Genomic DNA, 19,284 nt, shown 5'->3' with positions numbered 1-19,284 from the left:
ATAGAAAATTATTTTCTTTTTTCTTCATTAATCGATGGCTTTTTTAGTTCAAAATCTTTCCAGTACTTATATGTTGGCTGAACATCCAATTCTTTTATAAATCTTACCTGCTTGTCAATTTCATCTAATTGCCGAGTATATAATTCTTTAATATAGTCTTCCAATTTACGATTGAACGGCTTTGGAACTATTGCGACCTTATTCCACAAATCCAATTCTATAATACAGTCTGTTTTCTTCAAGCATATAGTATATTCACTAATTTCAATATCTCTCAACAGGTATAACAATTCCAGGTTATCCCTCATACTTTCATATCTTGCACGGGCGAGATCTTTATCTTTCAACCGCATTGCTTTAATTATATGAATTTTATTTATTTTTGTTATCAAGTCAATCCCCCTAGAGATATTTCATATAATTAACCCTAAAAATTATCCACTGAATAATATATATGGATATTCAATAAACGTTATTTAAATAATAACAATCAAAAAAATAGAAATAATAGAAAAAAGAGAAAAGAAGTAAAAAAGGATTTATAATAAATGGTTAGGTATTAAGTCTTTAGCAACTAAATCAGCAAGTGTTTCTCTTTCTCTTATTATGTAAACCCCTTCTTCACTGGTTAAAATCATTCTTGGTCTTCCTCTTGCATTGTAGTTGTTGGCCATACTTATACCGTATGCTCCAACATCCAATATTGCTAAAACATCGTTTACTTCTACTTTAGTTAATTCCCTATCTCTTCCAAAGACGTCTGAACTTTCGCACAATCCCCCAGCAATATTTAAGACTTCTTTTTCGCCTTCTCTAATTACACAAGGTGTTATTTCATGGTAAGCTTCGTATATTGCAGGCCTCATCATATCGTTCATTCCTGCATCTATCATAACCCATTTAGCAACTGGTGTTTCTTTTATGTGGTGAACCTTACCAAGTAAAACCCCTGCAGTAGCTACAATACTTCTTCCAGGTTCTAAAATTAAGTTTGGCATTTCAACTTTATCTTCATATTCGAGCATTGTATTTATTATTGCATCTGCCAGATCATTTTGTACAGGTATTTCTTTGTCTTTGCTGTATGGTACTCCTAAACCACCACCTAGGTTAACATCCTCTATTTCTATTCCTTCTTTTTTCAGCTCTACCACAAAGTCCATAACTTTTCTTGTTTCTTCAACAAATGGACTTATGTCTGTTAATTGGGATCCGATGTGACAGTGAACCCCTACAATTTTAATATTTTCCATTTCTGTAGCCATTTTAATTGCCTTCATGGCAATTCCGCTTCCAACGTCTAAACCAAATTTATTTTTCTTTAAACCTGTTGATATTTTTGGATGGGTTTTTGCATCTACGTTTGGATTTATCCTAAATGCAACATTGGCTACCTTTCCCATTTCTTTCGCAGTTTCATTTATCAACATGAGCTCACTTATACTGTCAACGTTGAAAGCCCTTATGTTTGTTTCAATTCCCATTATTATTTCTTCTTTTAGTTTACAGTTTCCGTTAAAGACGATTTTTTCTGATGGAACTTTTGAAAGTTTTGCAGTGTAGAGCTCTCCTCCACTTACAACATCAGCACCACAACCTAATTTCGAGAGTAATCTAGTTACAGCCAAATTTGAATTTGCTTTGTAGGCAAAGGCTATGATAAATTCTTTTCCTGTTTTTTCTTCGTATTTCTTAAATGCATCCATGTATCTTGTGTAGTTTTTTGTAATCTGGGTTTCACTCATAACATAGAGTGGTGTACCATACTTCTCAGCTAGTTCAGTGGCATCATGACCATCTATTTTTAAGTTTCCATTTTCTATCGTTATCATTTCATTCCCTAAGAACCTCATATTTTCACCTATAAATGTATTAAATTATGTCCTTTAAAAACTATTGGATTAACAAATATAGTAAGTAGTAACAATTAATAGTATTTAATATTTAATTTTATTTAATTTTAAATTAATTATTATAATTTATTTAAATTTTGAAGTTCTTTACAGATTCTGGTACCTTATTTTGAGGAATATTATAATGGAACTCCCTTGCAGATTCAAATATTTTTATACATCTATCCCCAAATCTCTCAACGTCTTTTAAAAACATTCCAAATTGTATGTAGTAGTTAATATCTGCTGATCCTCGGGATTCATCTTTAGATATTTTCTCCATTATTTCACTCAGTTTTTCATGCAGTTTCGTCTCCAATTCATAAATTTTAAATTCCATTTTTTTGTTTTCCAATAAATTCATAGCATTTATGAACATTTCCCTTATTATTTGGTAAATTTCAACAACATCCTTCATAATACTTGGTTTTATGTTTAATCCATTAACAATTTCTTCAGCTATGTTTGAAATATAATCCCCACATCTCTCAATATTTGATGCTATAAATGAAATTAACATAGCCTGCTCTGTTGGAAAGTACTTTAGAGCATTCATTTTGAGGACAAGATTAACCTCATCTTCCATTTTATTCAACGCATAATCCTGGAGAATTATGCCTTTAGCAGTATCTAAATCTTGATTTTCCAATGCCTTGAAAACTTTGTCTAAATTTTGCAAAACATTATATCCCATTTTCTCAAATATGGTCGAAACATCGTCTAAAAACTTATTAATATCTTGGTAAATACCCAATTCAGATAATTTCTCAACATCTACCACATAAGGATGCTTAACGGCACCATTTTCCATTAAAGGTTTTAAAAGCTTTGCAACATATCTCCTGCTAACATTCAGTTTGTTTGCAATGTCATCCTGTGTTTCAGGTTCTTCTTCTATTATTACTTTTATTATTGCAGCCAAAGTGGCCTCTTTCCCTCTTAACATACTATCCACACTATTTTATTTTATAGATACTATATACTATTCATCATTTATAGGACTTAAATACTTCACTTTTTAACTCATCGATTATTCTCTTTTTATATTCCAAAAACTCTAAACTGGTTCTTTTTCTAGGTCTTTCCAAATCAATATCAATTACACTCTTTATTTTTCCAGGTCTTGCAGTCATTATAATTACTCTATCTGATAAATAAATAGCTTCTTCTACACTGTGTGTAACAAAAACAACTGTTTTCCTATCCTTTTGCCATATTTTTAGCAGATGATCTTGTAGTATAGCCCTGGTCTGTGTATCGAGAGCTCCAAATGGCTCATCCATCAACACAATTTTAGGATCGTTTGCAAGGGTTCTTGCAATTGCTACCCTTTGTTGCATCCCTCCACTTAATTCATAAGGGTAGGCCTCTTCAAAACCTTCCAAACCTACCATTTTTATAAATTTCCTTGCGATATCAATTCTTTCAGATTTGGGCATTCCCTTAACTTCTAAACCAAATGTAACATTTTCTAAAACGGTTCTCCAAGGTAGTAATGTATATTGCTGAAAAACCATACCCCTATCAGCGTCAGGTTCATTAACTTCCTTATTCTCAAGTAGTATTTTTCCAGAGGTTGGAGTTTCCAGACCGGCAATCATTCTTAATATGGTTGATTTTCCACATCCACTGGGACCTACAATTGACAGAAATTCATTATTTCTGACCTTTAAACTAACATTATCCACTGCTAAAATCTCTTTTTTCTGACTAAAAAACTTTTTTGTAATATTTTCAAGTTCAAGTATTACCGCCATACATCCACCTTAATCCTATTTCATCATTACTTTCCATTTGAAGTATTTACATTCAATAAACCTAAGTCCTTTATCCAAAAATATGCCAATTAACCCGATAATTACCATAGATGCTACGACAACATCCATTCTACTCAAAGAATAAGCATACATAATAAGATAACCTAAACCGGCATCACTACCTGGCAGCATTTCAGCGGCTACAACACACATCCATGCAATACCAGCTCCGACCCTTAACCCAGTTAAAATACTTGGTGAAGATGCAGGGATTACCACTTTTAAAAGGATATCCTTCCCCTTTCCGCCTAATGTTTTTGCAGCTTCAATCATTATTTTTGGAACGCCTTTAACTCCAGCAATCGTGTTTAGTAATATAGGAAAAAATGCACCAATAAAAATAATAAATAACATTGATATCTCCCCAATTCCAAACCATGCAAGTGCAAGTGGAACCCAAGCCAGTGGGGGAATTGGCCTTAAAAGTTCTATTGGAGTATCTAAAAGTTCACTTATCAATGAGTAATACCCCATAAATATTCCCAAAGGTATGGCAACTACTGCAGATATCAAGAATCCTGACAAAACTCGTTTAATACTTACTATTGTATTTTCCACCAAGTTTCCAGTACCTAAAATTCCAACATAGGGATGCATTAAGATGTTAATAACATCCTCTACCCTTGGTATTATAACAGGATTATTTAGATAAATGGCTATTGCTTCCCATGTAAAAACCCCCAACAATGGTAAGAATAAATTCTTTAGAATTTTCATATCTATCACCTAGAAGCCGAGAACTACAACTAAAAAGTTTTCGCTCAATTCTCCTTTCATGAAATGTAATATTTCTGTATGATATTCTCGTATGATTATGGTTAAACAAATTTATATTATTTATTAATATTTTAACTACATTTGAGCAAAACTTAAATACTTTTACATATCCGGAAAAATCGTATATAAACATATATGGCGAGGAAAAAAAGAAGCATACAAGTTGGGGCCAAATATGAGGTATTTAGAATATATTTGATTATAATACCAAACAATAGGTGAATTACCCTCCCTTACGGAAGGGACTTCTTGCGGAATAAGTTAAAAAACTAAAAAGGATCAAAAAGTTATACTGCCTCCTATAAAGACTGGAATAAACCTATACCCATTATTAATTCAATATGGCAATTATAAATCTCGTTTCAGCTTTATCAAGTTCTTCTAAGGAGTTTCCTTCAATTAAGAACGTATTGTTATATTTTTCAATTGTTGCAGATCTATTACCTCTAACTATTTCAATAACCATAGTTTTATTACTGGCCTTAACTGCATTTATTTCATCTGTGTCGTTAAATATACTTTTATCGGTTATAACATGTGGATAATAATTATTAAGGAATGTTAACTTCATTATTAAATCGGTGACCGTTACACCACCCTCATTATTTGGCAGGGATTCGTTAAATTCTAGATATATTATTTTATGAGCCATATAGTAATTTTTTATATCACTGTCATTTGTGTTTATTAACACAGTGCTCATTGAGTTATTTATAGTAGTTCTCAATGGAACTGGAACGGTATTGTTTCCCAACTCCGCATATAAAGTACTACCATATTTTTCAAGGTTTTTGTCGCCATTATCCTTTACATCAATACATAAACAGAAAAAACTACTCAGGAGAATTAATAAAATTCCCAGTGTTATTTCTTTCATTATTTCACCGGAGTTTTTATTTCATCCAGCACCATTTCAGCAGCTTTATCAACGGCTTTTTTAACTTCTTCAGTTAATCCCATCTTTATTTCTGGTGCAGATACTTCCTTTGCCTGACATCCTATGATAACAACCTCTATTCCTTTATTGTGAGCGTCAATTAAGTAAGTCGATAATGGCATGTCGTGGGCATCGAAGTTGTACTTCTCAATCTTTGGGAGCTCCTCAATACTAACCTTCTTTAAAGTACCTGGTGTTAGTTTAAAATCTATGACATCAACAATTATTATCTTTTTAACTTCAGAGTCTTCATCCATTATAGACATTAGATAGTAAGGAGCTCCGGTACCTGCATCTATGATTCCAACATTTTCAGGTAGGTCCATTTTTTCCAGTTTTGAAATTACCTCATAACCAAATCCATCATCTGCAAATAGTAAATTACCACAACCAAAAACCAATATCTCCTTTTTTAAAGAACTAGGAACCAAATTATCACCATACAATAAGTTTTATCAGAATTTTTACATTTTATTTTTTAATATAACATGAACTATATAATCAGTGAATGTATAGTGGTGTGTATTACTTAACTAATTAATAACAGGTAAGTTTTATTTAAACATATAATAAACTGTTAAATTAAATTGAACTTATTTACTATAATATTAATTTACAATATTATTAATTAGTTCATTTAAAATTACACATTACTATAAAATATCATTTATTATAAATTACTACAGTATGTCGTGATTGATAAAAATAGGCTAATTATAATCGTTCTACAACATGTAATATTCTAACATATTTAATATAATTATATCACCCATTCACAGAACGACTATATCTAGTCAAGATTACTATAATCATCATAATCCTGAGGCTGATATTATGGATAGTACAGGCATTAAAAACATTAACTTAGGTATTTTTGGACATATAGATCATGGAAAAACAACACTTGCAAAGGTTCTAACGGAAATAGCCTCAACTTCTTCATTGGATAAGCTCCCAGAATCTAAGAAAAGAGGAATAACAATAGATATTGGCTTCTCATCATTTAAAATTGAAAACTATAGGATAACCCTTGTAGATGCTCCAGGACATGCTGATTTGATAAGAGCTGTTGTAGGTGCTGCAGATATTATTGATTTAGCGTTGTTGGTTGTAGATGCAAAAGAAGGGCCAAAAACACAGACTGGAGAACACCTTTTAATATTGGACCACTTTAAAATACCAACAATTGTAGTTATCACAAAAGTATCAAATGCCGCTGAAGAGGACATTCAAAGAACGGAACATTTTATTAAATCAGTTTTAAGTTCAACTAATAACCTAAAAAACAGCAGAATTTTAAGAACCTCTGCATTAGAGGGGGTTGGAATTGAAGAATTGAAAAAAACTATAAAAGAAACACTGGATAACTTGGATATAAAAAGGAATGTTGATGATTACTTTAAAATGCCGATAGACCATGGATTTCCTATAAAAGGAGTAGGTACCGTAGTAACCGGAACAATACACAAGGGAAAAGTTAGTGTAGGGGATGAACTTACAATCCTACCTATAAATATGGACGTTAAAGTAAGAAGTATCCAATGTTTTAAAGAAAGTGTTGAAGAAGCTCATGCTGGAGATAGGGTAGGAATGGCATTACAAGGAATTGAAGCTAAGCAGATTTTTAGGGGATGTATTTTAACATCAAAGGATACAAAGTTGAATATTGTAGATAAAATCGTAGCAAAAGTGAAAATATCCGATATATTCAAGTACAACTTAACCCCAAAAATGAAGGTTCATTTAAACGTAGGAATGTTGATCGTCCCTGCCGTAGTTGTGCCATTTAAAAAAATAGAATTTGATGGAAAGTTAGAGAATATTATATTAACCGAAGTAGTATCTGGTGATGAATTCTACTGTGTATTTGAGTTGGAAGAAAAAGTAGTAGCTGAAGTTGGGGATAGAGTATTGTTAACAAGATTGGACTTACCACCGACAACATTAAGAATCTGCGGGCATGGAAATATAGTTGACTTTAAAGGAATAAAAGATCTCGATATTAAAAAAGAAGTAGTCAAAGAAGGTAGCGTTAAAATCGAAAAAAACAGAGTGGTAATTGAAGGTTTAGCTCAATCAAAAAAATCTGCAGAGAGACTGATTGGTGAAAAAATCACAATACCTTCAAAAAATATTACAGGAACCATAAAGGGAACATTTGGAACTAAGGGACTCTTGATGGCTGAATTTGATGGAGAAGTACAGAACAAAGACAAAGTTACTTTAAAAAGGTTGAGAAGATGGGGATAAATTTGAATCCGGTTAAGATAGAAACACCTTCAAAAGTCATATTGTTTGGAGAACATGCTGTTGTTGATGGATACAATGCAATTTCAATGGCAATAGATTTAAAAACATATGGAAAAGTATCCAAAAACAGTGATATCAATAGAATAATCATTAACCTTAAAAATCTAAACAAAAAAATTGAAGTTCCCATTGATGAAATATTTGATATAAAGAACAAGAACTACTGTAACGATTTAAAGTATGTGGCTTATGCACTAGAGAATACGTTTGAATATTTAGTTGAAAATAATTTATTAAATAAAATGGGCATAAAACCTTTTACATTGGATATTTCCTCCGGAATTCCTGTAAGCTGTGGTTTAGGCTCTTCTGCATCAGTTGTAATTACAACCATTAAGGCAATTTTAGCTATCCATGGTGTGGAATTGGAGAAAGATGAATTAATAAAAATCGCCCATGCAGTTGAAAAAGAAGTTCAGGGAAAAGCTAGTATTACTGATACTGCAACCATAACCTACGGCGGAATGTTAAAAATTAAAGATGGAGCTGTTGAACAGATTAAAGGAAACCTAAATGATATTATTAAAGGATGTGATTTTTTAATTGTTTATGCTGAAGAGAGAAAGAAAAAAACAGCTGAGCTCGTTAATGAAGTTGCAAACCATCCACAAAAAGATGAAATATTTAAATCCATCGGAGAAGTTGCAAACAAGGTTGAATCAGTGAAAAATATAACTGAGCTCGGAATACTGATGAGTAAAAACCATGAGTTATTAAAAGAACTTGGAGTCTCTACAGAAAAAATTGATAAAGTCGTAGAAGTTGGGAAAGAATACGGCTACGGTGCAAAACTAACTGGAGCTGGTGGTGGCGGAGCCGTCCTTATTTTGGTGGATGAAAACAATAAAAAAGAATTATTAAAACAACTTGATGTATTGGGAGTTATTGGAGTTTTTGAATGTAGAATGAGTGATTATTAAACGTATTCAATTTCTTTCAAAATATCTTCTTTTATATATTTTGATAAACTTTCTTTTGTTAATAAATCAATATCCTCTCCAAAAAGTTCTTTTAGATAATAATAAAGGTTTATAAAATTATCATAGTTCTTTTTACCTTCCTCAAATTCAACAACTATATCAATGTCACTACCTTCTTTTGCGTCATTCCTTACGTAAGAGCCAAATAAACCGATTTTTTTAACTCCAAATTTTTTAAACTCTTTTCTGTTTTCAATAAGTTTTTTTAATATCCTTCTTTTTGTTAACATTTCCCACCCGACCTTTTAAGATTTTTAAAATGCCTTCTTTTAATTTTGGCATTATAATTTTTTGGCATGTTAACGCCCCTTATTATATTTTCCCCATTTATTAATTCTTTTCTTCCCCAACGCCTATGAACATTCTATTTTTACCAACTCTTCCCTTAGCCATTGAGTACAACTCTATATTATTTTCTTTTGAATATTCTTCAACTTTTTTTCTTCCAGCATCTATTGTTTTTTCACCAAAGGATATAACTACGATAGAATCATCTATCTTTTTTGAACCTATTACTGGTTTTGTGGTCATGTTTGCCAATTCATCACTTTCACTTAGATGTGAAGCTATCATGTTTGCATCATCAATAAATGGAAAATCTTTAAGATACTTTACAATGAAATCTATATTTTTCTTTCTCTTTTGGCCATACTTTTTTATTTTAACCTGGTAGTAGTTGAGTTTTCCACTTTGAAAATCCTTAATTATGCTTTTAGCGGTTCTTTTTAAATCGATTTCCCCGTTTTTCCCTAAAAAGTTTAATTTTTTGCCTATTTTCTCGACTAAGTCTTCGTCTATTTCATCTATTTCATTTATGTCAATACCATAGTAGTTTTTAAGTATGTCTTTATTGAAGGTATGCAGTCTTTTCAATATCTTTAATGCAGGTGGGACAGGATTTTCAACTTTTTCATACCTCAGAGCTCCGGATATAACGAGCTCATCCTCATCTTTAGGTTCAATTACTCCAGGAGTATCGAGTAGTTTTATATTTTTTGTTAATTTTATCCACTGCTCTCCTTTTGTGAGTCCTGCAGTTAATCCACTTGGTGCACTCTTTTTTCCAGTTAAAGCGTTTATTATTGAAGATTTTCCAACGTTTGGATATCCGACAATTCCTACCTTTCCTTCCTTGATGTTGTTTATCTGGAGATAGTTCTTTATCTCATCCCTTAGTATTTTTGTCCCTATTTTATGTTTTGCACTTATAAAAACCACTGAAGAATTTGGATTCTGTGTTTTAATAAGATTTTTCCATTTTTCTAAAATATCTTTTGGCACTAAATCGGATTTATTTAAAACATAGATTAGTTTTTTATTTGAATCTATTATTTTATTCTCCAATTCTAAGTTTCTTGTAGTTTCTGGATCTCTTGCATCTAAGACCATCAAAATAATATGGCATTCTCTTATTATCCTGTTTGCTATTTTCTTTGCTGGAACTTTTTTATATCTCATAAAATCACCTAAACGTAATGAATGTAAGCTATGAAAATCTGAAGGAATTTGTTCAACCGTAGCTCACGAAGTGAGCAAAGGGCTACAAACACGAAGTGTTTGTTCAATCACCTAAACGTAGTGATGATGACTTAAAAAACCTTCGATTTTCATTCATCACTAAAATCTAAAATTGTTAAATGGTATAATCAACTAATAATTGCTCAAAATCTAAAGGTGTGTTTCTCCCTAATTTAATATGGATAATTATGACTATCGCTGAGCAACTATAAAAAGTTAAAAATAGAAAAACCAATATTTTGTTTATGCCATTAGTGGATAATCCCCATATAGTTCCACGGCCTGTTTAAAAATTATGTCTGTTAATTCATCCATGTTTTTCTGTTTTAATATTTTATGTTTTACTCTATATTTTCTCAATATGCGTTTTATGGATGCCCTAACTTTTGCCTTTGAGCTCTCATATTTAAACCAATCTGTGGATAGATTTTTCTTTATTTTTTCGGTAATTTCCCTTACAATTTCTATAATTATTTTCATTTCGTCGTCGTTTAAATTTGAATTGCCATATAAATATATTAAAGCATCATAAAATACTTCCTCTTCATCGGTTAAACCAAGTTTTTTAGCATTATCTGATGAATACCTCAATTCCTCGGCGATATTCATAAGCTGTTCTATCACCTGTTCAACAGTAATCAATCTATTGTTATACTTTCTTATAGCTTCCTCTATTTTTTCTTGAAAAGATTTTCTTTTAATTCGGTTTCGTTTAAGTAATACTCTTACTTGGTCATTTAGTAGTTTCTCTAAAACCTTAATTCGAACATCTTTAACCTCAATATTATCAAGGTATTTTAAGAATTCTGGATCAAATATAGATATGGGGTTATCATCTTTTAGTCCAAAAATATTAACAATATCTTTTGCTTTAATACTTCTATTTACGAGCTCAATAAGTGCATCTTCTAAGGAGTCGGATATTTCGTTATTTTTGGTGTAGATATAATTTCTAAGATTTCTTGCTACCAATTGGAAAAATTCTAAATCATCCCTAATTTTCATTGCCTCAGGGTGTGGGCTCACAAGTGCATAAACCTTTGTTAATTCCGATACTAATTTTAAATAATTTCTTAAAGTTCCTTTTTCTTTTTTATCCTCCTCTGTGATTTTATGATATGCTATCTGTATAAGTTTTGCGAGCTCCGTATTTGATAAAGATTTCCAATTGGAATAATCTATTTTATTTAAATACAACCTTACTATATCATACTTATCTTTCATTAGCTTTAACGCTTCATTAAGTGGGAGCATGGTTTCTTTTACAACCTTTCCGCTGTATCTATCAAGTGATTTTTTAAGGTCGTCGGTAATTCCAATATAATCTATTATCCAGCCCCCCACTTTATTAGGATAAACCCTATTTACTCTTGCAACTGCCTGTAATAGATTGTGATTTTTCATTGGTTTATCAATATACATTCTATCCACAACAGGCACATCAAAACCTGTGAGCCACATATCTACAACTATTACAATTTTTAAAGGGTCATCGGGATTTTTGAATCTTTCTGCGAGCTCCTCCAATTCATGCTTTGTTCTTATGTGCTCCCAAAATTTCTTAGGGTCGTGGCTTTTATTTCCAGACATTACTACGGCTATTTCCGGGCAATCTTTTATTTTTTTCATATAGTTATACATTTCTACGGCGGCATTTCTGCTTATACATACAACCATGGCTTTTGTGTCCAATTCTTTGCCGTTAAAGTGGGTAATAATATCTTTTGCTATTTTTTCCATTCTTGATGGTGTTGTAATAAGGGTTTCAATTGCTGAAAATCTCCTTTTTACATTTTCTTTCTTTGAATTTTCCAATTCTTTTGTGATGTCTTCAAAATCTAAATCTAAATATTCATTTGAAAGATGGAGCTCTGAAAATCTTGCCTCATAGTAAATAGGAACAATAGCTCCATCCTCTGTCGCATCCTTTATTGTATATATTCCTGCATAATCTCCAAAAGTATTTGTTGTAGATTTATCTTCAAGTTCTATTGGCGTTCCTGTGAATCCAATAAACATTGCATTTGGTAGAGCTCCCCTTATGTTCTGGGCAAGTTTTTTATACTGGCTTCTATGTGCCTCATCTGCAATTACTATGATATTATTTCGATCTGAGATTTTAGGGAATGTATTATTTTTATTCTCTAATTCATCCTTTGTTAGTTGGAATTTTTGAATGGTTGTAAATATTATGTCCCCTGATTTGATGTTTAACTTATTTCTAAGGTCTTCTATTGATTCTGCCTTTTTTCCGTATGCTCCTAACTCAGTTTTTATAAAGGTTTTATAGATTTGATCGTCTAAATCGTTTCTATCGGTTAAAATTAATACTGTTGGATTGTTTAGTTCTGGAAGTTTTATAATTTTTCTCGTGTAAAATAACATGGATAAAGATTTACCGCTTCCCTGTGTGTGCCAAAATGTCCCGATTCTCTTATCTTTTGAGTTTATGGCTTTTAGTGTTCTATTTACTGCCTTTCTAACATCGTAAAACTGGTGATACATGGCTATTTTTTTAATAATTTGTTTTTTGTCAATCTCATAGACAATAAAATCCTGAATATATTCTAAAAGCCTTTTTTTATTGAACAATCCTTTAATTAAAACCTCTAATGAAGGGGTTGTTTTTTCCTCGTAGTCGTATTTATCGTTAATTCCTCTCCATTTTGAAAATCTTTCGTAATCTGCAGTGATGCTTCCTATTTTAGTTTCCAATAGGTTGCTTATTACCAATATTTCGTTGTAGTAGAATATTTGGGGTGCGAGCTCCTTATAATTTTGAATTTGTTTATATGCACTTTTTATGGATGAGTTGGCTGGATTTTTAAATTCAAATAATGCTATTGGTAGTCCGTTAATAAATAGGGCTAAATCAAATCTTACTCCATCCTTATTTTCTTCCTTTACTACAAATTGATTTGATATTAAAAAAGAGTTATTATTTATATTGTTAAAATCTATTAATTTTACTATATCGGCTTTTATATTGCCTTCTTTGTCTCTATATTCTATAGATATTCCGTTTATAAGTAATCTATGAAAATTATAGTTTGCCTCTTCTATACTTATGTTTGATAAGGATATTATTCGATTATATGCTTCTTCTAGTGCGGCATCTGGAATATTTGGGTTTAATGTTCTTATAGCCTTTATGAATCTTTCTTTTAAAATCACATCTGCGAAGGTTTCCCTTTCTCCTTTTTCTGGAGTGAGCTCCCTACCATGTATATATTGATACCCCTCCCCCTCACTTAACCAATTTATAGCTGGCTGTTCCACTATCGTGTCTTCGCTGATACTTCCCATTCCATCACCTAGTATATAGTATATATTGTCCCCTCGGAGCTCCGACTTATATATCATTTGTCGAGCTCTTTTAAAATTTTTTCAACAGTTTGTTTTAGTTTTGGGAGCTCCTCTTTAATAATAAACCATGTAGTTTCATAATCTACTCCAAAGTATTTATGAATTAAAATATTTCTAAATCCGATTATTTTTTTCCACGGGATTTCAGAATATTCCTCTCTAATCTCAACGGGCACATATTTTGATGCCTCGCCTATTATTTCTAAATTTCTTGTAATGGCATCCACTAAAAGCTCATTTTTAATAAAATCTTCAAATTCAATGTTGTTTGTCCATCTTTCTATTTTACTTGCAGAATTTAAGATGTCCCACAAAAATTTTTTAGCATCCCTTTTCAGGTAAAATCTACGATTTTACTACTCTACGCTTCGCTCCGATAGACATATATTAAATCCTCCTCAACGGATTTTTTTAAATAAGGATTTTGTATTGATTTTTTAATTATTAAATCAACCTCAATATTAAGTATTTTTTCTAAATATTCCTTTAAATCAACTATATCTAAGCCGATAGGTTCATAAAATTCAACTAATATGTCTATATCTGATGTTTCTTTCTGTTCCCCCCTTGCATAACTGCCAAATATTCCGATGGTTTTAACCTTATATCTTTCTCTTAGTTCTTTTTTATGTTCTAAAATTATCTTTTTAATCTCGTTTAAAGTTTTCATATTATCCCCTCGGAGCTCCGATTTATATATCATTTGTCGAGCTCTTTTAATATTTGTATAACATCATCTTTTAGAGGTGGTAGTTTATTCTCAATAACATCCCAAATAATTAAAAGATTTATTTTAAAATAACTATGAATTAAAACATCTCTAAATCCTGCTATCGGAGCTACGAAGTAGCGAAGAGATACAAAATCACAAAGTGATTTTGTTTAATTTTTTTCCAATCGCTGTTAGGATATTTTGATTTTATTTCGTCGGGAATTTTTTTAACCGCATCGGAGCGAAGCGGAGAGCTACAAATCCGTTAGGATTTGTTCAATCATCAATTATCATTAGGTTCTTAATTACTGCATCTTGAACTATTTGCTGCTCTAAAAATTCATCATAGGTATTAATATTATAAGTGTAATTTTCTATTCTTTCTATTGCATCTAAAATATCATTTAAATATAATTTATAATCCCTCGGCATATTCAACCTCATTTAGAATATACTTTTTTAGCTCTGGTTTAATATCATCTTTAATTACTAAATCGACTTTTTTATTGAATAAATCCTCTAAATAGTATTTTAATCCCATGTAGTTATCAAAATTTATATATCCTTTTTCAAATTCAACTAATATGTCTATATCTGATGTTTCCTTCTGCTCCCCTCTTGCATAACTGCCAAATATTCCGATAGTTTTAACTTTGTATTTTTCTTTTAGTTCCTTTTTGTGTTCTAAAAGTATCTTTTTTATTTCGTTTAAGGTTTTCATGTTAATCCCCCGGAGCTCTGATATAAAAATTTTAGATATAAAATTTTTATCATCAAAATTAAAGTTAATAATTATTTTGTAGTTAAATGTTTATTAAACTCTTACTCTAATTTTCCCTGTGATGAGTTTAGGTAATAACGTATCTCTTATTTTAGTTAAGGTTTGGATTTCTTTTTGATTATTTAAAATTTGGTTAAATATGGGGTTTGCAATTTTCTTAAATTTTTTAATTATATCTATTTTAGGAATTAAAATATCTAAATTCTTTACAATACTTACATTCAAATTTTGCTGTGCCGCCCCAGAAGCTAAATTATTTAGATATTCCCTTTGAGATAGTAAATATAAAAATAAATATTCATATGATACCATTTCTTCATTTACCACCATCCCACAAGCCGCCTGATTAAAGGTGGCTTCTTTTGATAATATCCCTAATTTACCAACAGTGGGGGATGCATAAATGGCCATCACTACGCTATTTTTAGGAAATAATTTTGCAGATGATTTATATAATGCCTCTTCTGAAATTTTTTCTTCAGTGTCTAATATATAATTATCATTTAATTCTTTGGTTTTTGCCCAAAGAATATCTCCATTAAAGAAGTTCTCATTTTTCCTTGATGGGGTGCCCCCTGATGCCAATTTTAAACATATATTTTTTAGTTTTTCAACTCTCCACCCCTTCGGTATCTCTCCGAGCTCACTATTTATAAACTCTCCACCAGAACTTTTATATGGTTTTCCTTCTTCGTTTGGAAATTCAAAATCTATAAACCATCTTTTAAAAATTGTTTTTGCCATTTCTTCTAATGTTTTATTCATTTTAATGTTTAATTCGATTTTCTCATCTAAACTTGATAGTATTTCTGCTATTTTTTGCTGTTCTTTGAGTGGTGGTAAAATAACTTGAAATTGACTTAAAACCTTAGCATTAGCTCCAGCTTGTGCGGAACCAGATTTCACATTTTTTATATATTCCCACCATGCATTACTTCTCATTTGATACCAAACATGCTTAGGATGGGCTAATTTTCTGTTTATTCTGAACCTTATTAAATATGATGCAAACACAACATCGCAATCTTCATCAAAAAAATAATTTTCTCCCGTACTATTTCCTGTTCTTGCGACAACAATATCTCCATTTTGAAGCTTATATTTTTCTATATCTTTTTCCTCTATTTTACAAAATGGTACTTCCTCCCAATTAACAATTCCACCATTAATATCAGTAATTCTAAGAAACTTAATTTTCCCTTTCTGGACTGCTGATGCGGTATATCCATAATTAACACTTTCTGCAACTTCTCCCAATTTTCGAACTTCCCAACCTTCAGGTAAATTTAAATCGTCCATAGTATCACATTATATAAATTTATTAATGATAAAAATTAAAATTTATATTCGAAATCCCAATTCACTTAAATTATTCTTTATTCTCTCTTCGAGCTCCTTAGATTTTTTAAATTGTTCCGATAATTCCTTAGTCAATCTTTCCATTTTCTCTTCAAAAGGTTCCGAATCTTCTTCAACATCTGCAATTCCAACATAACGCCCAGGAGTTAAAACATAGTCCTGTTCTCTTATTTCATCTATTGTAGCAACCTTACAGAATCCTTTTTCATCCTTATACTCTGGATAGCCCTCTTCTCCCCTATAACTTCTATAAACATCAGCTATTTTTTTAATCTGTTCCTCTGAAAATTCATTCTGATTTCTAGATACTGGGGTGTAAATCTCCCTTGCGTCTATAAATAGAGTTTCCCATTTCCTACTTCTAAACCTTCCATTCTCTTTGTTTTTGTCTATTACCCATATACAAGCTGGAATTTGCGTAGTATAAAACATCTTATTAGGTAGCGATATTATACAATCTACAATACCCTCTTCTATTATCTTTTTTCTTATCTCCCCTTCTTTACCACCAGCAGATAGGGAACCATTAGCCATAATAAAAGCAGCTATACCATCATCCGATAAGTGATAAATAAAATGCTGTATCCATAAAAAGTTTGCATTCCCACTTTTTGCATTTTCTGCCTTTTTTGGAACGATTCCATAGGGAAACCTTACATCCCCTTCCAAAACCTTTGGGTCATAATCCTTATAGTTAAACGGTGGATTTGTAATAATATAGTCTGCCTTTAAATCCCTATGTTTATCATTTGATAGCGTGTCTCCCTGTTTTATCTGGTCATGCGGTAATCTATGTATCGCAAGGTTCATTTTACATATTCTAACATTTGAAGAATTCAACTCCTGACCATATATTGCTAAATCTACACCATTTCCATTTTTTATATACTCCTTCACAAACTTAGAGCTCTGAACAAACATTCCACCACTACCACATGCAGGGTCGTATATTCTACCTCTTAAAGGTTCTACTAACTCAACAAGCAGTTTTACAATACATTCAGGAGTAAAGAACTCACCTCCTTTTTGCCCCAATTTCTGGGAAAAGTTCCTCATAAAATACCCATAAATTGTTCCGAATACATCCCCTATACTCTCATCCTTGTTTTCTATGAATTCCTTATAATTAATATTATTAAATAAGTCAAGTAATGCCCCTAATTTCTCATGTGGAATTTCTGCTCTTACATATTCTTTAGGCAATACTCCCTTTAATTTACTGTTGTGTTTTTCCAGTAAAATCATAGCATCGTCCAATAACTTGGCAATGTTTGGATTTTTCGCATTTTTTATTAAATAATCCCATCTTGATTTTTCAGGAACATAAAAAACATTTTCAGAAATATATTCTTCCTTATCCCCCAAAAGCTCTATTTGCTCCTCCTCTGTTTCACAGTAATATTCACTATCAGGATTTTTAGACAAATTTATTAATTCTTTTCTTCTTTCTTCAAACATATCAGATGCATATTTTAAGAATATGATGCCCAATACTATATCCTTATATCTTGAAGGGTCAACACTGCCCCTTAATTTCTCCGCACTGCTCCATAGTGTTTTTTCAAGTTTTTTTAATATTTCCTGTTTCTTCTTTAGCTTCATTATTCTCCTCCTTAGTTTATAATATTACTAGGCCATCAAAATATTTGTATTAAATATTTTTTAGTTCATATTTAGCCTGCATGGATGAATAAATCCTCCTCTAATCATCAAATCAGCAAGGGTTATTGCAACCATAGATTCCAAAACTGGAATAGCCCTTGGAACTATTATCGGGTCGTGTCTTCCCCCAATTTCTATTTTTTCATTTTCTTTAGTTTTTAAATTGACTGTATCCTGTAGTTTTGAAATAGATGGAGTAGGTTTAATAGCAGCTCTTAATACTAAAGGAGCTCCACAACTTATGCCCCCCAATATGCCACCGCAGTTGTTGGTTTTTAACTTAATGTCTTCATTTTCGTAGTAGTATTTATCGTTCATCTCACTTCCGTAAAGTTCTGAGCTCTCAAAACCTTTTCCAATCTCTACACCTTTAACTGCATTGATATTCATCAGAGCTCCTGCAAGTTCTCCGTTTAGTTTTCCAAATATCGGGTTTCCAATACCTGCTGGAACATTGAGTGCCAATACTTCAACAACTCCACCAACGCTGTCTTTATCATCCATGGCTTTGAGCACATAATCCTTCATTTCATCGGAGTTTGAAGAAGGGCATCTAAGCGGATCATTTTCAATCTTTTCAATTAATTTATCCAACTCCTTTAGTTTATTGGTATTATCCAAATTAAACAATTCTGGGTTTTTGTAATAGTCAAAATCACCTTCGATTTTTCCGATTTTTGTTGTGTATCCGATTATTTTAATATTATGAGTGTATTCCAAAAGTTTTTTTGCTACTGCACCGCCTATAACATGACCTATCGTGGTTCTTCCACTACTTCTCCCTCCTCCCCTATAATCGTAATTACCGTACTTAATATTGTAGGTTAAATCCGCATGTCCTGGTCTTGGGGTATTTTTTATCTTGCTGTAATCCTTTGATTTTTGATTTTTATTATAAACCATTGCAGAAATTGGAGTTCCAGTTGTTTTTTCGTTAAAAACTCCTGAAAGCAATTCAACTAGATCTTCTTCCTTCCTAGGAGTTGAAAAAAGACTGTAACCTGGACGCCTTCTATTTAATTCCCTTTGAATATCATCCTGAGTTAAAGGTAAGTTTGCAGGACAGCCATCAATCACGGCACCAAGAGCTCTTCCATGACTTTCTCCCCATGCTGTAACCCTAAACATTTTTCCTATAGTGTTCAATTTATCACCTTTTCTATAAAATTAATG

20 protein-coding genes are annotated in these 19,284 nt (G+C 31.6%); 2 read left to right on the top strand and 18 right to left on the bottom strand.

Annotated elements, in window-relative coordinates:
• Nucleotides 1–8: 8 nt before the first annotated feature.
• The 7 genes from F555_RS0106830 to frhD form a co-directional block, all read right to left on the bottom strand.
• Nucleotides 9–392 carry a hypothetical protein gene (locus F555_RS0106830; protein ID WP_018154477.1) on the bottom strand — a complete coding sequence of 128 codons (384 nt, stop codon included), beginning with the start codon at nucleotides 390–392 and terminating at the stop codon, nucleotides 9–11.
• 147 nt (nucleotides 393–539) lie between these two features.
• On the bottom strand, nucleotides 540–1,853 hold the full coding sequence (gene lysA / locus F555_RS0106825; RefSeq protein ID WP_018154476.1) for a diaminopimelate decarboxylase: 1,314 nt from the start codon (nucleotides 1,851–1,853) through the stop codon (nucleotides 540–542).
• 130 nt (nucleotides 1,854–1,983) lie between these two features.
• Nucleotides 1,984–2,838 (bottom strand): phosphate signaling complex PhoU family protein, encoded by an 855-nt coding sequence (locus tag F555_RS0106820; RefSeq protein WP_018154475.1) that lies wholly within the window; start codon nucleotides 2,836–2,838, stop codon nucleotides 1,984–1,986.
• A 43-nt stretch (nucleotides 2,839–2,881) separates the two neighbouring features.
• A complete protein-coding gene (locus F555_RS0106815) occupies nucleotides 2,882–3,649 on the bottom strand; it encodes an ABC transporter ATP-binding protein (protein ID WP_018154474.1) in 768 nt (255 codons plus the stop codon).
• Between the two features lie 15 nt (nucleotides 3,650–3,664).
• Complete coding sequence (locus F555_RS0106810; RefSeq protein WP_018154473.1) at nucleotides 3,665–4,426, bottom strand: ABC transporter permease; 762 nt, start codon at nucleotides 4,424–4,426, stop codon at nucleotides 3,665–3,667.
• A gap of 391 nt (nucleotides 4,427–4,817) precedes the next feature.
• The gene (locus F555_RS0106805) at nucleotides 4,818–5,363 is read right to left on the bottom strand and encodes a hypothetical protein (protein ID WP_018154472.1); all 546 of its coding nucleotides are present in this window, start codon (nucleotides 5,361–5,363) and stop codon (nucleotides 4,818–4,820) included.
• On the bottom strand, nucleotides 5,363–5,854 hold the full coding sequence (gene frhD, locus F555_RS0106800; RefSeq protein ID WP_018154471.1) for a coenzyme F420-reducing hydrogenase, FrhD protein: 492 nt from the start codon (nucleotides 5,852–5,854) through the stop codon (nucleotides 5,363–5,365). The genes F555_RS0106805 and frhD overlap by 1 nt, the downstream gene beginning before the upstream one ends.
• A gap of 403 nt (nucleotides 5,855–6,257) precedes the next feature.
• Here frhD and selB point away from each other — a divergent pair, with 403 nt between their 5' ends.
• Both selB and mvk read left to right on the top strand, forming a co-directional pair.
• Nucleotides 6,258–7,673 (top strand): selenocysteine-specific translation elongation factor, encoded by a 1,416-nt coding sequence (gene selB / locus F555_RS0106795; RefSeq protein WP_018154470.1) that lies wholly within the window; start codon nucleotides 6,258–6,260, stop codon nucleotides 7,671–7,673.
• A gap of 2 nt (nucleotides 7,674–7,675) precedes the next feature.
• Complete coding sequence (gene mvk, locus F555_RS0106790; protein WP_018154469.1) at nucleotides 7,676–8,653, top strand: mevalonate kinase; 978 nt, start codon at nucleotides 7,676–7,678, stop codon at nucleotides 8,651–8,653.
• Here the strand turns inward: mvk and F555_RS0106785 are convergent.
• From F555_RS0106785 to aroC, 11 genes are all read right to left on the bottom strand, one after another.
• The gene (locus F555_RS0106785) at nucleotides 8,650–8,943 is read right to left on the bottom strand and encodes a nucleotidyltransferase family protein (protein WP_018154468.1); all 294 of its coding nucleotides are present in this window, start codon (nucleotides 8,941–8,943) and stop codon (nucleotides 8,650–8,652) included. The genes mvk and F555_RS0106785 overlap by 4 nt on opposite strands.
• 100 nt (nucleotides 8,944–9,043) lie before the next feature.
• Entirely contained in the window at nucleotides 9,044–10,171 is a 1,128-nt protein-coding gene (locus F555_RS0106780; RefSeq protein ID WP_018154467.1) for a GTPase, read from the bottom strand.
• Between the two features lie 303 nt (nucleotides 10,172–10,474).
• Nucleotides 10,475–13,537 (bottom strand): type I restriction endonuclease subunit R, encoded by a 3,063-nt coding sequence (locus tag F555_RS0106775; protein ID WP_018154466.1) that lies wholly within the window; start codon nucleotides 13,535–13,537, stop codon nucleotides 10,475–10,477.
• A gap of 53 nt (nucleotides 13,538–13,590) precedes the next feature.
• On the bottom strand, nucleotides 13,591–13,911 hold the full coding sequence (locus tag F555_RS0106770) for a HepT-like ribonuclease domain-containing protein (RefSeq protein ID WP_018154465.1): 321 nt from the start codon (nucleotides 13,909–13,911) through the stop codon (nucleotides 13,591–13,593).
• Nucleotides 13,912–13,958: 47 nt separating this feature from the next.
• Nucleotides 13,959–14,267: a nucleotidyltransferase family protein gene (locus tag F555_RS0106765; RefSeq protein ID WP_018154464.1), complete on the bottom strand. Its 309-nt coding sequence runs from the start codon at nucleotides 14,265–14,267 to the stop codon at nucleotides 13,959–13,961.
• Nucleotides 14,268–14,296: 29 nt separating this feature from the next.
• Nucleotides 14,297–14,389 (bottom strand): ribonuclease HepT family protein, encoded by a 93-nt coding sequence (locus F555_RS09450; protein WP_245547913.1) that lies wholly within the window; start codon nucleotides 14,387–14,389, stop codon nucleotides 14,297–14,299.
• Between the two features lie 196 nt (nucleotides 14,390–14,585).
• Complete coding sequence (locus F555_RS09550) at nucleotides 14,586–14,741, bottom strand: HepT-like ribonuclease domain-containing protein (protein ID WP_018154463.1); 156 nt, start codon at nucleotides 14,739–14,741, stop codon at nucleotides 14,586–14,588.
• Complete coding sequence (locus F555_RS0106755) at nucleotides 14,725–15,030, bottom strand: nucleotidyltransferase family protein (protein ID WP_018154462.1); 306 nt, start codon at nucleotides 15,028–15,030, stop codon at nucleotides 14,725–14,727. The genes F555_RS09550 and F555_RS0106755 overlap by 17 nt, the downstream gene beginning before the upstream one ends.
• Nucleotides 15,031–15,123: 93 nt before the next feature.
• Complete coding sequence (locus F555_RS09245; RefSeq protein WP_018154461.1) at nucleotides 15,124–16,389, bottom strand: restriction endonuclease subunit S; 1,266 nt, start codon at nucleotides 16,387–16,389, stop codon at nucleotides 15,124–15,126.
• A gap of 42 nt (nucleotides 16,390–16,431) precedes the next feature.
• Nucleotides 16,432–18,051: a type I restriction-modification system subunit M gene (locus F555_RS0106745; protein ID WP_018154460.1), complete on the bottom strand. Its 1,620-nt coding sequence runs from the start codon at nucleotides 18,049–18,051 to the stop codon at nucleotides 16,432–16,434.
• A 60-nt stretch (nucleotides 18,052–18,111) separates the two neighbouring features.
• Nucleotides 18,112–19,257 (bottom strand): chorismate synthase, encoded by a 1,146-nt coding sequence (gene aroC, locus F555_RS0106740; RefSeq protein ID WP_018154459.1) that lies wholly within the window; start codon nucleotides 19,255–19,257, stop codon nucleotides 18,112–18,114.
• Nucleotides 19,258–19,284 lie beyond the last annotated feature (27 nt).

This window comes from Methanothermococcus thermolithotrophicus DSM 2095 (genome assembly GCF_000376965.1).
GTDB classification, from domain to species: Archaea; AGJL01; Methanococci; order Methanococcales; family Methanococcaceae; genus Methanothermococcus; species Methanothermococcus thermolithotrophicus.
This window is presented reverse-complemented; position numbering and strand designations above follow the sequence as displayed.